The sequence below is a fragment of the Streptomyces sp. NPDC030021 genome, assembly GCF_055574035.1.
In genome coordinates, this window is the sequence record NZ_JBVIAH010000018.1 from 195784 (window position 1) to 211525 (window position 15742).

14 protein-coding genes are annotated in these 15742 nt (G+C 72.8%); 9 read left to right on the forward strand and 5 right to left on the reverse strand.

Going from position 1 to position 15742, the window contains the following annotated elements:
- The first annotated feature begins 7 nt into the window (after positions 1-7).
- From ACZ4YL_RS30605 to ACZ4YL_RS30625, 5 genes are all read left to right on the forward strand, one after another.
- Positions 8-2071 carry a SpoIIE family protein phosphatase gene (locus ACZ4YL_RS30605; RefSeq protein ID WP_468121057.1) on the forward strand — a complete coding sequence of 688 codons (2064 nt, stop codon included), beginning with the start codon at positions 8-10 and terminating at the stop codon, positions 2069-2071.
- 74 nt (positions 2072-2145) lie between these two features.
- The gene (locus ACZ4YL_RS30610; RefSeq protein WP_468121058.1) at positions 2146-2802 is read left to right on the forward strand and encodes a class I SAM-dependent methyltransferase; all 657 of its coding nucleotides are present in this window, start codon (positions 2146-2148) and stop codon (positions 2800-2802) included.
- 93 nt (positions 2803-2895) lie between these two features.
- Positions 2896-4149, forward strand: a complete 1254-nt coding sequence (locus ACZ4YL_RS30615; RefSeq protein ID WP_468121059.1) for a hypothetical protein — start codon at positions 2896-2898, stop codon at positions 4147-4149.
- Between the two features lie 20 nt (positions 4150-4169).
- On the forward strand, positions 4170-5030 hold the full coding sequence (locus ACZ4YL_RS30620) for an Fpg/Nei family DNA glycosylase (RefSeq protein ID WP_468121060.1): 861 nt from the start codon (positions 4170-4172) through the stop codon (positions 5028-5030).
- A gap of 26 nt (positions 5031-5056) precedes the next feature.
- Positions 5057-5446 (forward strand): hypothetical protein, encoded by a 390-nt coding sequence (locus ACZ4YL_RS30625; RefSeq protein WP_468121061.1) that lies wholly within the window; start codon positions 5057-5059, stop codon positions 5444-5446.
- Between the two features lie 48 nt (positions 5447-5494).
- Here ACZ4YL_RS30625 and ACZ4YL_RS30630 read toward each other — a convergent pair whose 3' ends face one another.
- The 3 genes from ACZ4YL_RS30630 to ACZ4YL_RS30640 all read right to left on the reverse strand — a co-directional run bounded on the left by ACZ4YL_RS30630 (position 5495) and on the right by ACZ4YL_RS30640 (position 7516).
- A complete protein-coding gene (locus ACZ4YL_RS30630; protein ID WP_468121062.1) occupies positions 5495-6199 on the reverse strand; it encodes a DUF4913 domain-containing protein in 705 nt (234 codons plus the stop codon).
- An 84-nt stretch (positions 6200-6283) separates the two neighbouring features.
- Positions 6284-6748: a hypothetical protein gene (locus ACZ4YL_RS30635; protein ID WP_390171969.1), complete on the reverse strand. Its 465-nt coding sequence runs from the start codon at positions 6746-6748 to the stop codon at positions 6284-6286.
- 228 nt (positions 6749-6976) lie between these two features.
- Complete coding sequence (locus ACZ4YL_RS30640) at positions 6977-7516, reverse strand: sigma-70 family RNA polymerase sigma factor (protein ID WP_382544719.1); 540 nt, start codon at positions 7514-7516, stop codon at positions 6977-6979.
- 327 nt (positions 7517-7843) lie between these two features.
- On the opposite strand from ACZ4YL_RS30640, the gene ACZ4YL_RS30645 reads away from it, so the two are divergent.
- Positions 7844-9043: a CapA family protein gene (locus ACZ4YL_RS30645; protein WP_468121063.1), complete on the forward strand. Its 1200-nt coding sequence runs from the start codon at positions 7844-7846 to the stop codon at positions 9041-9043.
- 36 nt (positions 9044-9079) lie between these two features.
- Here ACZ4YL_RS30645 and ACZ4YL_RS30650 read toward each other — a convergent pair whose 3' ends face one another.
- Positions 9080-9541: a universal stress protein gene (locus tag ACZ4YL_RS30650; RefSeq protein ID WP_468121064.1), complete on the reverse strand. Its 462-nt coding sequence runs from the start codon at positions 9539-9541 to the stop codon at positions 9080-9082.
- Between the two features lie 150 nt (positions 9542-9691).
- On the opposite strand from ACZ4YL_RS30650, the gene lysX reads away from it, so the two are divergent.
- Positions 9692-13021: a bifunctional lysylphosphatidylglycerol synthetase/lysine--tRNA ligase LysX gene (lysX, locus tag ACZ4YL_RS30655; RefSeq protein ID WP_468121065.1), complete on the forward strand. Its 3330-nt coding sequence runs from the start codon at positions 9692-9694 to the stop codon at positions 13019-13021.
- Between the two features lie 99 nt (positions 13022-13120).
- Positions 13121-14014 (forward strand): polysaccharide deacetylase family protein, encoded by an 894-nt coding sequence (locus tag ACZ4YL_RS30660; protein ID WP_468121066.1) that lies wholly within the window; start codon positions 13121-13123, stop codon positions 14012-14014.
- Positions 14015-14046: 32 nt separating this feature from the next.
- On the opposite strand, the gene ACZ4YL_RS30665 is transcribed toward ACZ4YL_RS30660, so the two are convergent.
- A complete protein-coding gene (locus ACZ4YL_RS30665) occupies positions 14047-14709 on the reverse strand; it encodes a class F sortase (RefSeq protein ID WP_468121067.1) in 663 nt (220 codons plus the stop codon).
- Positions 14710-15073: 364 nt separating this feature from the next.
- On the opposite strand from ACZ4YL_RS30665, the gene ACZ4YL_RS30670 reads away from it, so the two are divergent.
- On the forward strand, positions 15074-15595 hold the full coding sequence (locus ACZ4YL_RS30670) for a hypothetical protein (protein ID WP_468121068.1): 522 nt from the start codon (positions 15074-15076) through the stop codon (positions 15593-15595).
- Positions 15596-15742: the final 147 nt, after the last annotated feature.

A 15742-nucleotide genomic window follows, 5' to 3' on the forward strand; every position in this document is an offset into this window, starting at 1 on the left:
CCGGCCCGTGTGTCATGGTGGATCGGTGCCGACCACCGTATCGCTGCCGGACGACTGGCCCGCACACCCGGACCGGTCGCTCTCGCTGAACCGCATGGGCAGTTTCGACTGGGACCTGATCACCGGTCTCATGCACATGGACGAAGCCGCCCTCGACGTCTTCGACACGACTCCCGACGAGTACGACGGCCGGCCGGAGTCGCTCGACCCGCGCGTCCCCGCCACCGAGGGCGCCCGGCTCGACGCCCTCGTCTCCTCCGCCCTCAAGAGCGGCGAGGACAGCTACGGCGCCTACTTCCGCATCCGCTGCCACGACGGACGGCTGCGCTGGACGCACACCCAGGGCCGCGTCATGCGCGGCCCCGACGGCCGCCCGTACCGGATCATCGGCATCGTCCGGGACGCCACCGACGAGCTCAGCCACTCGGCGGAGCGGCTCGGCCTGGACGAGGAACGGCGCCGCCAGACGTCCGTGGTCGAGTCCACCACCGCCGCCCTCGCGCACGCCCGGACCGTGCAGGACGTCATCGACGTCATCGGCGACGCCCACGGCCTGGAACGGCTCGGCTCGATGGGCATGGTGATGGGCCTCGTCGAAGCCGGCCGGATCCACCTGGTCGCCGAGGGCCCGGAGGACAGCTTCGTCCCCGGCACCCGCTACACCCGCATCGACGAGCAGTACCCGATGAGTGAGGTCGTCCGCTCGCTGGAGCCCCGCTTCCTCGACTCGGCGCAGGAATTCGCCCGGGACTACCCCGGGCTCTGGGCGAAGATCTCGTACATGCGGATCTCGGCCGCCGCCTACCTGCCGCTCATCGCCCAGGCCCGCCCGATCGGCGCGATCGGACTGCTCTACCAGGACAAGGACGGCTTCACCCAGGAGGAGCGCAACCTGCTCGTCGCCCTGGGCAGCAGCATCGCGCAGAGCCTTCAGCGCGCCATGCTGCTGGAGCAGGAGCACGACCTGGCCGAGGGCCTCCAGCAGGCCATGCTGCCGCGGCGGATCCCGTCGGTCGCCGGCGGGGAGATCGCCGTACGCTACCGGTCCGCCCGGATGGGCCAGGACATCGGCGGCGACTGGTACGACGTCATCCCGCTGCCCGGTGGCCGGGTCGGCGCCGTCATCGGCGACGTCCAGGGCCATGACACGCACGCGGCGGCCGTCATGGGCCAGCTCCGGATCGTGCTGCGCGCGTACGCAGCCGAGGGCCACTCGCCCGGCACGGTCATGGCCCGGGCCTCGGTCTTCCTGCACGAGCTGGACACCGACCGATTCGCGACCTGCACGTACGTGGAGGCCGACCTCTCGACGGGCGTCCTCCAGGTGGTCCGTGCGGGCCACATCGACCCGCTGCTGCGCACCCGCGACGGGGACTGCCACCGGCTCCCGGTGGCGGGCGGGATGCCGCTCGGCCTCTCGGCGGAGTTCGGCCGCCTGGAGTACCCGGTGACCACGGTGGAGCTGGACCCCGGGGAAACGGTCCTGCTGTGCACCGACGGTCTGGTGGAACAGCCCGGCGCCGACCTCGACGACGGAATCCAGCTCCTGACCTCCCACATCCGCCGCGGACCGGCGGACATGCAGCTCCTGGCCGACCTGCTGTGCGAGATCGTCGACGAACGGGGCGGGGACGACGACATGGCGCTGCTCCTGCTGCGCCGCCACGTGGTGGCGCAGCAGCAGGGCGGCGGCCGCCTCCAGCAGCACGTGGCACCGGGCGACCCGGAGGCTCTCGTGGCGGCCCGGCACATGATCGGGGCGGCGGTGCGGTCGTGGGGCGCGCGGGAACGGGCCGACGAGATCGAACTGGTCGCGGACGAGCTGATCGTCAACGCCCTGATGCACACGGACGGCCCGGCGATCGTGACCCTACGGGTCCTGGCGGCCCCCCAGCGCCGGCTCCGGGTGGAGGTGGAGGACCGCTCCAGCGCACTGCCGCGCCGCCGCGAGGCGGGGGAGGCGGGCGTCTCGGGTCGGGGCCTGATGCTGGTGGACCGCCTGGCGGACGTCTGGGGCGTGGAGCCGCGGGGCGGCGGCAAATGCGTCTGGTGCGAGTTCGTGATGGGCTGACCCCCACCCGGTCCCGCCGCGGGCCGGCGCTTCGTCACCCCCGGTTGCCGGTGGCGTCCGGCAGGATCATCGGCATGCCCGAACCCACCCGCGCCATCACCGAGTACTGGGACGCCGCCGCGGCCGCGTTCGACGACGAACCGGATCACGGCCTGCGGCAGGAGCACACCCGCGCCGCGTGGGCCCGGCTGCTGAGATCCTGGCTGCCCGCCGGGCCGGCCGACGTCCTCGACGTCGGCTGCGGTACCGGGTCGCTGTCCCTGCTGCTGGCCGAGGCCGGGCACCGGGTGACCGGTGTGGACCTCGCGCCCCGGATGGTGGAGCGGGCCGAGGCCAAACTCGCGGCGGCGGGCCTCGCGGCACGGTTCCTCGTCGGCGACGCCGCGGATCCGCCGACCGGGCAGGAGCGGTACGGCGTCCTGCTCTGCCGGCACCTGCTGTGGACCCTGCCCGATCCCGGAGCCGCGCTCCGCGCGTGGGTCGCGCGGCTCGGCCCGGGAGGGCGACTGGTACTGGTCGAGGGGCGGTGGCGGGAAGCCGGCGAGAACGGCGTGCCCTATGTCGCCGGAGCCGGATCGCTCCCCTGGAACGGCGGGGTCACCGCCGGGGACCTGGCAGCCGCCGTCCGGCCGCTGGTGTCCGACTTGCGGATCGAACCGCTCAGCGGCGACGCCGAGTTGTGGGGCGGACCCGTCACCGACGAGCGGTACGCGCTGATCGCCCGGATCTGACCCGGGCGGCGCACGACAAGGCCACCGCCACCGTGCGGGCCCGCCGGGAAAGTCCGTTGCGGGCCCGCCGCGGCTCCGTGAGGATCGGGGGCGATGACCAACGCCATAGATGAAGTACGCCGATTCCTGAAGAAGGACGATCTGCCCGGAGCGGTACGGTCGCTGCGGCCGCACGCCGAGACGGCATCGATCACCGAACTCGCCAAGGCCGCCCGGGCCCTGGCCGACGCCGCCGGGTTCAAGGACCTGGCCGGCGCCGCCAAGGCCGCCGCCAAGCGGCCCGGCGAGCCCCAGGCCCTCTACGACTTCGGCTACGCCTGCGTCGAGCACGGCATCGCCTTCCTCGCCGTCGCACCGCTGCGCGAGGCACTGCGGATGCTCCCCGACTCGCGGCCGCTCCTCGCCGAGCTGGTGTCCGCCCTGGAGGACGAGCACCGGCACGCCGAGGCCGTCGCCCTGCTCTCCGGCCGCGGCCAGGGGCTGCCCGCCTGGCCCGAGACGTACCTCCTCGTGCACCACACCCTGCTGGCCGGGGACCTGGACACCGCCGAGCGCATCGGCGGCGCCCTCCCCGCCCCCGAGGACCCGCAGTGGTCCGGCGCCCACGACCGCCAGCTCCGCCGGCTGCACCGGACCGGCCAGGCCCGCCGGGCCCAGAGCGCGGCCGGCCAGGCCGATCCGCTCGGCCGCGCCGACCTGCGCGGCTGGCACTACGGCCTCACCGGCGGCCTCCTGGGCACGCTCTCCCCGTACGGCTGGGACGCCGGGATGACCGGCCGGTACGCCTACCTCGGGGACACCCACGAGCAGTGCCGCCACGGCCTGGCCCGCCTGGCGCTCGCCCTGGAGGCCGCCGGGCGCCGCCCCACCACGGTCTCGCTGCTGCCCGGCCGGTCCGACCGGATCCTCGGGCTCGCCGCCGCACGGGTGCTGGGGCTGCCCGCCGTACCGTACGAGCCCGCCCGCACGGACACCCTCGTCGTCGCCTACGACCTGAACGCGACCGACCCGGACCTCCTGCGCACCCTGCACGCGCGCGCCGACGGCCAGATCCTGTCCGAGCACGCCACCTGCTGGACCGATCCGCCCGCGGTGAGCGCGGACTTCAGCGCACTGCTGTGCCAGTTCGTCTCCCCGCCCTGGAAGGACGACCAGCGGCCCGAGGAGGAGATCGCCCGGGACATCGCGCAGGCCGCCGCCGGTCCGGACGAGGGCGACGGCGCGACCCCGCCCGACCCGGACGAGGCCTTCCGGGCCTTCGTGGCCGCCGTCCGCGACGGCTGGCTCACGGCACCCCGCGACCGCGTCGCCTCGCCCGGCCCGGTGCCCAGCTCGCGCTTCGCCTGAGGCGGCGGCAGGCTGGGACCATGCCGGAGCTGCCCGAGGTCGAGGCCCTGCGGGAGTACCTCGACGAGCACCTCACCGGGCGGGTGGTCGAGCGCGTCCTCCCGCTCGCCGTGAGCGTGCTCAAGACCTACGAGCCGCCGCTGACCGCCCTCGAAGGGCAGCCGGCCGGCACTCCCGCCCGGTACGGCAAGTTCCTGGCCCTGCCGGTCGGCGAGCTCCACCTCGTCACGCATCTGGCCCGGGCCGGCTGGCTGCGCTGGCAGGACACCCTGCCCGCGCAGCCGCCGCGCCCCGGCAAGGGGCCGCTCGCACTGCGCGTCTCCCTCGTCGGCGGGGGCGGTTTCGACCTCACCGAGGCCGGGACACAGAAGCGCCTCGCCGTGTACGTGGTCCACGACCCGCAGGAGGTGCCCGGCATCGCCCGCCTCGGCCCCGATCCGCTCGCCGACGGCTTCGACCGGGACGCCTTCGCCGCGCTGCTCGCGGGGGAGCGGCGCCAGATCAAGGGCGTGCTGCGGGACCAGAGCGTGATCGCGGGAATCGGCAACGCCTACAGCGACGAGATCCTGCACGCGGCCAGGGTCTCGCCGTTCAAGCTCGCCGCCTCCTTCACGCAGGAGCAGCTCACCCAGCTCTACGAGGCCGTGCGGAGCACCCTGGGCGAGGCCGTCGGCCGGGCCCACGGGGTGGCCGCGGGAAAGCTCAAGGCCGAGAAGAAGAGCGGCCTGCGGGTGCACGGCCGGGCCGGGGAGCCGTGCCCGGTCTGCGGGGACACCGTGCGCTCGGTGTCCTTCGCCGACTCGTCCCTGGAGTACTGCCCCACCTGCCAGACCGGTGGGAAGCCGCTCGCGGACCGGCGGCTCTCCCGCCTCCTCAAATAGGCGGTCGCTGCGTAGACTCCGGCACCATGGCCGAGGAGCAGCAGCAGTCGCCGCCCCGGCGCGAGATCGTCACCGGGGTTCCCCGGGGCGCCCGCCGCCGGCCGCCCGCGCACACCCCCGCCCGCTCGGAGATCTCCGAGCAGACCACCCTCGGGGCCACCTACGTCCGGGCCCTCATGCGCAGTCAACTGCGCGCGGCTCTGGGGGCGTTGGCGGCGCTCGTGTCGCTGATCGGGACCCTGCCGCTGGTGTTCGCCCTGTCGCGCGACGCGTCGGGGCCGCTGGTCTGGGTGGCACTCGGCCTGCTGGTGTATCCGGTGATGTGGCTCATCGCCCGGTGGTACGTCACCCGGGCGGAGCGCAACGAGGCGGATTTCACCGGCCTGGTGATGGATCCGGCCGACCGCGGCTGGTGACCTGATGCTTCAGGATCGCCCCGCCACTTCACCCTGAGGCGGGACGGCCTACGTCGGCTCGTACGGTTCCACCGGGAGCGGGCCGAGCGGTTCCTGCGTGTGCCCCTCGGGCGAGCACGCGGCGAACGGGCCCTGCCGGGGGTCCATCAGGACCCGCAGGTGCGGATCGGCGTGCTGGATCCACCACGTCGTCATGCCGAGGGCCGGATCGTGGCGCAGGTGCTCCCAGGCCAGCCAGAGCGAGGACAGCCGGGCCCCCGCCTCCGGGTGCTCCCACCAGAGCGGACACCAGGTCGCGGACGTACCGTCGAGGGGGCGGCGGATCATGACCGCCAGGTAATCGGTGACGAAGGCGAAGACGTCGCCGAAGTAGAACTCGGTCCCGTCGCCGTGGCCTTCCGACGCCGGCGTGGGGGAGACGGAAGGCGCTTCCGGCTTCGGCCGGGGCGGCGGGTACAGCGCCAGCAGCGAGCCGATGGCGTGGTCGCTCCGCCGGAGCTCCGTCAGGAGCCAGCCCAGGAGGAGGTCCTGGGATTCGGCGACCTCGGCGTAGGCGTCCGCCGCGAGGGAGGCGACGATCCGCTCCCTCCAGTCGTTCAGCCGCCCTCTCCAGCGCTCCTCCTCGGCGGCCGACCGGGAACCGGACAGGAAGCGGGCCACCGCCCACCGGTGTTCCTTCCAGGCTTCGTCATCGGCGTCGGCCGTCACCCGCGCTGCCACCCGTTGCGCGTACTCGATCGCTTCGCTGTCCATGGAACTGATGAGTGCCTTTCGAGCCAGGTAAGGAATTTGCTGATCATATGAGTTCAGCGTCCCGTGACCGTGCCCGTGGCTTCGTCAGAACAGGTGCATCGCCAAGTGTCCGAGCGGGAGCCCGAGTTGCCAGGCCGGGGTCCATACGCGCGCGTTCTCGTCCAGTCCCGGCGGGAAGTCGGTGTGGTCGGGCCGCCCGGGGTCGAGGTTGGTGGCGAACAGCTCGGTGCCGTCCAGCCAGCGCCACGCCGCCCGGGCCAGTTCCAGGTCGGGGTCCCCGCCGTCGCCGCGCTCCCGGGCCTCCTCGCCGAGCGCGAGGAACCGGGTGTGCACCCAGTCGCGCCACGGGTGTCCGTACGCCGTGAGCGACAGCCACTCGTCGAGCTGCGAGACCACCCGGATGCCGGAGAGCTCACCGGCCGCGTCCGAGAGGTAGATCGTCAGGGCGAGCGTGTCCCGTCCGGCCCTGAACTCCAGGGTGCTGACCGGGATGAGCCGGCCCGTACGCAGCAGTTCGTCCGCGATGTACTCGGCATACAGCCAGGCCATGGGCACCGCGAGCCCGCCGTCACTGGTGCCGTTACTACCCTCGGGCTGCACCGTTCCACCTTCTCCCGCGCTTCGAGCGTCCCGTCGTCAGTCCTGAGCCTTCACCGAGCGGCTCGCGGAGCGGGGGATGTTTACTCAACTTGCACGCTCTGATGCCGAAATCGACGCGTTTTATGTCCGATCCGCATCTATTCACGGCGTTACACGATCTTTCGCCGTGCCGCAGGCTCAGGCGCCGAGGCCGTATCCGTACCCCTGGAGGCCCTTCTTCAGGGCGCGGAGGGCGTAGTACGTGCGGGACTTGACGGTTCCGGCCGGGATGCCGAGCTCGGCGGCCGCCTCGGCCACCGAGCGGTCACGGAAGTAGACCTGCATCAGTACCTCGCGGTGCTCCGGCCCCAGGGACCCCACGGCCCGCCGGACGTCGATCGCGGTGACCGAGCCGGCCACCGCGTCCTGGGGCTCGGGTGCCTGTTCCAGCCCCTCCGGATCCACCTCCAGCGGCCGTGACAGCCGGGCCCGCCGGGCGTCGATCGCGAGGCGCCGGGCCACCGTGAACAGCCAGGGCCGCATGGAGTCGTGCCCGCTGGACAGGGCCTCCGGGTGCTGCCAGACCCGCACGAGGGTCTCCTGTACGAGGTCCTCCGCGCGCTGGGCGTCCCCCGCCGTGAGGCCGACCAGGAATCCGAACAGGGCCCGCCCGTGGTCGCGCTGGAGTTCGGCGAGTGCCTCGGGGTCCGTACGCGGGAGGGTGGGGGAGAGCGGCACGAGGGGCTCCTTCCGGGGTGCGTGGGGGGCCGTGAAGGCGGCGACCCGTCCACCCTGACCTGCACGGAGCCCACCTGGAACCGTCCGGCCCCGGTGTTGCGCCCAAGCACCCGGGTCGTCCGCCGGGCGGCCGTGCGGGTCGGTGAACGGTCGAACGGCGCGGCGAACGGCAGGCGGCCGGCGTCACCCGGGTCCGCCGCCGCCCGGGTCCGCCGTTCGGGTGGGTGTGTGTCCGCGAGACGGATCCGTTCCTTGACTTACGGCGTGTAGTTATATGGATTGCATGTGATCACATGTCAGATAATCGTATTAACGAGAGCAGGGCTCATGACCACGCGAATCCGTCCGCCGGTGCTCGCCCTCCTGTCGGCCGTGCTGCTGTCCGCCGCCGCCGGATGCTCGGCCACCGGGAGCTCCGCGCCGGCCCGCCTCGGCGACTCCGGGGGACCGGCCGCCCCCTCCACCGCCGCCGGATCGCCCGCCGCCCAGGGCTTCACCCTGGTCGCGAGCGGCGACGTACTGCCGCACACCTCCGTCATCCAGCGCGCGGCGAACGACGCGGACGGCGACGGATACGACTTCAGGCCGATGTTCTCCGGGGTCAAGCCCGTGGTCTCCGCGGCCGACCTCGCCCTCTGCCACATGGAGACCATCTACGGGGAGGAGGGCGGCCCCTTCTCCGGCTATCCGGCCTTCAAGTCGCCGCCGGAGGTCGCCGACGGGCTGAAGGACGCCGGGTACGACGGCTGCTCCACGGCCTCGAACCACACCCTCGACGACGGGGGCGCCGGCCTGCGCCGCACGCTGGACCGCTTCGACAAGGTCGGCCTGAGGCACGCCGGCTCGGCCCGCACGGCCGCCGAGGCGGCCACGGTGACCACGTACACGGCGGGCTCCGCCAAGGTGGCGCACCTCGCGTACACCTACGACACCAACGGCTATCCGATGCCCGACGGCCAGCCGTGGGCGGTCAACCTGATGAAACAGGACAAGATCATCGCGGATGCGCGGGCGGCCCGGAAGGCGGGCGCGGACGTGGTGCTGGTGAGCGTGCACTGGGGCACGGAATGGGAGACCGAGCCGGACGGGACCCAGCTCTCGGTCGGCAAGGCGCTGACCGCCTCGCAGACCGGCGGCCGCCCCGACATCGACATGATCATCGGCACGCACGCTCATATCCCCCAGCCCTACGAGAAGGTCAACGGGACCTGGATCGTCTACGGCATGGGCGACCAGGTCGCGGGCGAGATGTTCAACTACACGGGTGCGCGCGACATGCGGGGCAACTACGGCTCGATCGGCCGGTTCACCTTCGCCCCGCCGGCCGTCGCCGGGCAGCGCTGGCGGGTCGCGAAGGCCGAGTTCGTGCCGCAGATGATGGACCTGTCCGCGGGCCGGGTCGTCCACCTGCCCGACGCGCTCGCCAAGGACCCCGGCCGCGAGGACTACGAGAGCGCCCGGGACGCCATCAGCGAGGCCGTCCTCAGCCGCGGCGCCGCCAAGGACGGCCTGACCATGGGCAGGTAGGACCGGGTACGGGACGGGACCCGGGACCCGGCAGCCTTACGGAACCACGGTGACGGGCCAGCGGCCCGCCTTGACCAGGCGGATCGCCACCGACCCCACGATGCGGTGGCCCGCCTGCTCGGAGGCGCCTACCACCACCGCGTCCGCCATCAGCTCGTCCGCCGCGCTCACCAGGCCGGAGTAGGGGTCGCCGCGGAAGGTGTGGAACTGCCAGCGCACCTCGTAGATGCCCCTGAGCCGCTCGGCCGACGCGCGGATCTCGGCCACCAGGCCCTCCGCGATCTCCCCGGTGGTGTCCGCCACCGGCGCGCCCAGCGCAGCGCCGGCCGGGATCACCGGCTGGACGTACACCAGGGCCAGCAGGGCGTTCTGCCGCCGGGCCAGCCCCGCCGCGTAGGCCGCGGCCCGCAGCGAGGACTCCGACCCGTCCACCCCGGCCAGGATCACCTTCGGGCCGTCGGTACCGCGTTCGAATTCCGTGTTCACGTGCTCCGTCACCCTGCCGAGGATAGGCCGTGCCCCGCAACGCCCGGGGCGCGGCCCGGGCATGGCCTGCGCATGGCCTGCGCAGGCCCGTGGGCACGGCCCGGGGAAGCGGCACTCCCGCTCGGCGCGCGCACCGGCGCCGCCCTCCCTACAGTGCGAACCATGAGTGCCAGCAGCGCCACCGTGGAGGAGAAGCACGGAACCCGGAACCGCTTCCTGAACCGGGTGCCCGACGGATTCGGCGCGTTCTTCGGAACGCTCGGCCTGCTCTGCGCCCTGCTCGCGCTCTCGCCCACGCTGCGGCGGCTCCTGCGGCACATCGTGCGGTTCCTCGACCTGATCGTCGTCCCGGTCAGCGCGAACCTCGCCTACGCCGTCTTCCTCTTCCTCCTCGCCGCGGCCCTCGGCACCCGCAAGAAGGTCGCCTGGTGGATCGTCATCACCTATTTGGCCCTGCTGATCGTCGACGACGTGCTGGAGATGGCCGTCGGCGAGTACTGGATCGGCATCCCGTCCATGATCATCGCCGTCGCCGCGCTGGCCGTGCTGATCGCCGCCCGCGACGAGTTCTACGCCGCCTCCCGCCCCGGAGCGCTGTGGCACGCCCTGTTCGTGCTCGGCCTCGGCCTGCTCACCGCCGTACTCGCGGGCTGGGCGCTCGTCGCCCTCTTCCCCGGCACCCTGCCCAGGGGCCAGTGGCTGGACTGGGCCGCCAAGGAGGTCTTCGGCGGCCTCTTCTCGGCCCGGGAGTTCGACGGCCACCCACCCCGCCCGCTCTCCTTCCTGCTCGGCCTCTTCGGCGCCGTCGCCCTGTTGAACGCGGCCATGACCCTCTTCCGCTCCCAGCGCCTGACCGCCGCCCTGCACGGCGACGAGGAGCCCCGCATCCGCGCCCTCCTCGGCGCCTACGGACGCAACGACTCCCTCGGCTACTTCGCCACCCGGCGCGACAAGGCCGTCGTCTTCGCCCCCAACGGCAAGGCCGGCGTCACCTACCGTGTCGAGGCCGGCGTCTGCCTCGCCAGCGGGGACCCGGTCGGCGACCCCGCCTCCTGGACCGCCGCCATCGACGCCTGGCTGGCCGTGGCCCGGCGCTACGGCTGGCAGCCCGCCGTCATGGGTGCCTCCGAGGACGGCGCCACCGCCTACGGCCGCTCCGGGCTCGGCGCACTGCAGCTGGGCGACGAGGCCATCTTGCACGTGGCCCACTTCGACCTCGACGGCCGCGACATGCGCGTCACCCGGCAGGCCGTCAACCGGGTCCGGCGCACCGGGGCCACCACCGTCGTCCGCCGCCACTCTGCCCTCTCCCAGGACGAGATGCAGAGGATCGTGGAGAGCGCCGACAGATGGCGGGACACCGAGACCGAGCGCGGCTTCTCCATGGCCCTGGACCGGCTCGGCGACCGCGCCGACGGTGACTGCCTGCTGGTCGAGGCCTTCGACGACCAGGGCGAGCTGATCGCCCTGCTCTCCTTCGTCCCCTGGGGCAAGGACGGCATCTCCCTCGACCTCATGCGCCGCGACCGCACCGCCCCCAACGGAGTCATGGAGTTCATGGTCGCCCAGCTCTGCGCCGCGGCCCCCGGCCTCGGCGTGCACCGGATCTCCCTCAACTTCGCCGTCTTCCGCTCCGCCTTCGAGGAGGGCGGCCGGATCGGCGCCGGCCCCGTTCTCAAGCTGTGGCGCAGGCTGCTCCTCTTCTTCTCCCGCTGGTGGCAGCTGGAGGCGCTCTACCGCTCGAACGTCAAGTACAACCCCGAGTGGTACCCGCGCTTCCTCTGCTACCAGGACGCCGGCTCGCTCGCCCGGGTCAGCCTCGCCTCCGGCATCGCCGAGGGCTTCGTCTCCGTACCCAGCCTGCGCACCCTGTGGGGCAACGGCCACCCCAAGGGCCTCACCGCCCCCGTCACCACCGAGGGACTGCCCTCCATCGACTCCCTCGGCCTGGACGCGGTCGAGCAGGAGGCCGCGGGGCCACCGGCCGAGCGGCTGCCCGAGCAGGTGCGCGTCCGCCACGCGAAGCTGGACCGCATCCGGGCGGCCGGCACCGACCCCTACCCGGTGGGGATCCGCCCGCGCACCCACACCGTCGCGGAACTGAAGGCCACCCACGAGGGTTCCCCCGGCCACCCCGCCCTCCCGCCCGGCGCCCGCACCGGCGAACAGGCCACCCTCGCCGGACGCGTGATGCTCGTACGCGACCTCGGCGGCGTGGTCTTCGCCGTCCTGCGGGACTGGTCCGGGGACATACAGCTGATGCTCAACCGCGACGAGACCGGGGCCGGGGTACTGGACTCCTTCACCTCGCAGGTCGACTTCGGCGACCATGTGCTCGTCAGCGGCGAGACCGGCGCCAGCAAGGCGGGCGAGCTGTCCCTCGTGGTCCGGTCCTGGCAGCTCACCGGCAAGTGCCTGCGCCCCCTCCCCGACAAGCGCAAGGGCCTCGCCGACCCCGAAGCCCGCGTCCGGCGCCGCTACCTCGACCTCGTCGCGAGCCCCGAGGCCCGCGACGTCGTACGGGCCCGCTCCAGCGCGGTCCAGGCCCTGCGCCAGGGACTGCTCGACCGCGGCTACCTGGAGGTCGAGACACCGATGCTCCAGCAGATCCACGGCGGCGCCAACGCCCGTCCCTTCCGCACCCACATCAACGCCTACGACCTCGACCTGTACCTGCGCATCGCGCCCGAGCTCTACCTCAAGCGGCTCTGCGTCGGCGGCATGGAGAAGGTCTTCGAGATGGGCCGCACCTTCCGCAACGAGGGCGTCTCCTACAAGCACAACCCCGAGTTCACGATGCTGGAGGCCTACCAGGCCTTCGCCGACTACGACGTGATGCTCGACCTCACCCGCGAACTGATCCAGGGCGCCGCCACCGCCGCCTTCGGCTCGCCCATCGCCCACAAGGCGGGACCGGACGGAAAGCTCGTCGTCCACGACATCTCCGGAACCTGGCCGGTCAAGACCATGTACGGGGCCATCAGCGAGGTCCTCGGCGAGGAGGTCGGCGCCGACACCGAGGAAGGGGTGCTGCGCCGGCTGTGCGACCGGGCGTCGGTCCCGCACGCCCCCGAGGACACCCGCGGCGACGTGGTGCTGGAGATGTACGAGCGCCTCGTGGAGGAGCGCACCAAGCTGCCCACCTTCTACAAGGACTTCCCCACCGATGTCTCCCCGCTCACCCGCCAGCACCGCCGGGACCCCAGGCTCGCCGAACGCTGGGACCTGGTCGCCTTCGGAACCGAACTGGGCACCGCCTACTCGGAGCTGACCGACCCGGTGGAACAGCGTCGCCGCCTCACCGCCCAGTCCCTGCTCGCGGCGGGCGGCGACCCGGAGGCGATGGAACTCGACAACGACTTCCTCGACGCCCTGGAGTACGCGATGCCGCCCACGGGCGGCCTCGGCATCGGCGTGGACCGCCTCGTCATGTTCCTCACGGGCCTGACGATCCGCGAGACCCTCCCCTTCCCCCTGGTCCGCCGCGGCTGACCGGGCCGGGGGCCGGCGGGGTCGGCCGACCGAGTGAGGGGAACAGGGTGCGTCCGCGCCTCTCGACAACTTCGGCGATGTCGTTGATACGTAGTAATAATGAAAAATGACGAGCCGACAGTAGGGCGGCGCACAGTCCTGCGTACCGCCGTCTTCCTCGGGGTCGCCGCGGCCTCCGGGCTGCTCAGCGTGGGTGGTGAGAGCGGTACCGGTACCCCGGGGCCCGGACCGGGCGGGTCCGCAGCGCCGGCCGGGCCGGGGGCGCGGCCCGCGGCCGGTGCGCCGGGGCTGCGGGCGCAGGCGCTGCCCGAGAAGTCCTACCGGCTGCAGCCGATGACCGCCGATGCGCCGGTGCGCGCGGCGGCCGTGAAGCCGGCCGTAAGGTCCCGGCCCATCCTGGAACTCCCCGCCGCCGAAGCCGCGTCGGCCGGCATGGTGCTCACCTTCGACGACGGCCCGGACCCCCGCTACACCCCCGCCATCCTCGACACCCTCGCCCGGTACGGCGTACGCGCCATGTTCTTCGTCTGCGGGGAGATGGCCACCGAGAACCGGAACCTGCTGCGCCGGATGGTCGACGAGGGCCACGTCATCGGCAACCACACCTGGACCCACCCGCTCATCCCCAGCCTCAGCCGCCCCGCCCTCGCCTCCGAGATCGGCCGCACGAGCGAGGTCGTACAGCAGACCGTGGGCGAGGCGCCGCTGTGGTTCCGGGCCCCCTACGGGGCCTGGAACCGGGCCGCCTTCGAGATCGGGGCCGAGCTCGGCATGGAGCCGCTCGCCTGGACCGTGGACACCCTGGACTGGAAGGAACCGGGGACCCCGACGATCATCTCCCGGGTCCTGGGCGGCGCGGCCCCCGGCGTGATCGTCCTCTCGCACGACGCCGGCGGCAACCGGTCGCAGAGCGTCCAGGCGATCTCCTCGTACCTTCCCCAACTGCTCGCACGGGGCTACCGGATGACCCTCCCGGTGCTGCCGCCCCGCTGAACCGGAGCCGGCCGCGGCGGATACCCGCGGGCTCAGCGGGCCTCCACCATGCGGGCGAAGACGACCACGTTGCCGTCGTAGCCGCGGGCCTTCGAGTATCCGCCGCCGCAGGTGATCACCCGGAGTTCCGGGTGCCCGGTGTCCCCGTACACACGGGCCCCGGGGAAGGCCTCCTTGGAGAACACCTCCACCCCGTAGACCTCGAACACCGCCGTGCGGCCGTCGTACCGCTCCACCTCGATGTGGTTGCCCGGCTTGACCGAGCCGAGGCCGTAGAAGACCGCGGGGCCCTGCGCGTTGTCCACGTGCCCGACGATCACCGCAGAGCCCCGCTGGCCGGGCGAGATGCCGTTGAGGTACCAGCCGGCGAGATTTCGGTCCTGCGGCGGCGGCGCGTCGATCCAGCCCTCCGCGTCCAGCCCGACCGTCATCACCGGCGCGTCCACGTTGATCGTGGGAATCCGGATGCGCTGGACCGACGAGTGCTCCAGCACCTCCATGTCCGCCGGGGGCGTGGGCGGATCCGCCGGCAACTGGTCGGACGTCACCGCGACGGCCGAGGCCGCGGTGGGCTGCGGCGGCCCGTCGCCGACATTCACACCGTTGCGCACCATGGCGAGGCCGGTGAGCATGACCAGGGCGAGTACGCCCCACGGTGAGCGTTTGCGTGACTGCCCGGTCTCGTCCTCGCCCATCGTTCTCCCTTCCCGACGCGGGGGTCCCGACCCGCGTTCCTGTCCCGCCCCTGTACGCCCTACTTCACGCACGCTAAGGCCGAGTCGGCAGGACGGCGAGGGGGGAAGGGCGAACGGGTGGCCGCCACCCGGAGGGGGCCGGAAGGGGTGCGCCCATCCAGGTAATCGTCACATAAATGCCTGACGGGTCGTGACCTGCGGATCCGTCAGTTGCATTTCCCGCCCTTCGGCGTGTCGCTCAACCGGGCGGCCCAAAGCCGGAAATGCGGAGACTGCAGGACGACCCGAGGGTTCGACGTGGGAGGCGTTCTCGTCGATCATCCGGGGCCGACGCTCCGGGGCGCTTCCCGCTGGAGGTTCCACCATGCGTGTCTTGCGCGCTCTTACCGTGACGGCGGCAGCCTGCGCCGTGATCGGCCTCAGTGCCCCGTTCGCCTCCGCGAACCAGGACCCCGGGGGTCGGGGTGGGAATGGGGGTGGGAATGGCCCCAGCAACATCTCCGTCAACCCGTACTCCGTGCACCAGGGTTCCACGATGCAGGTGAGCGCGGCGGGCTGCGGTCACGGCGGTACCGTCACGTCGCACGGCAACTTTCCGCCGGCCAACCTGTCCGCGGGGTCGATCGGCTTCGCGACCGTCCGGATCTTCAACCACGCCTCGCCGGGGCACCACACGCTGTCGGTCAAGTGCAACGACAGCAACCTGGTCGCCACGCACCGCTTCACGATCCTGGAGGGCAACCCCTCGCAGGGTGGCATCGGCGGATCCTTCGGCCCGTCCACCGCCGAGACCGCCATCGGTGCGGGCCTCGTGGGCGCCGCGGCCCTCGGCGCCGGCGCCCACGTGGTGCGCCGTCGCCGTCCGCTCCGCAGCAGCCGGGCCTGACCGGTCTCCCCGGACGCGGATCCCCCGCCACCGCCGATCGCCCCGAGTCCTGGTCAGGGGGTGGGGGGGGCGGGGGGGGGGGGGGGGGTGTCGGGGGGTTAATGGGTGAGGGCCGGACCCCCGCAGGGGAGGGAGAAAAAGGAGCCC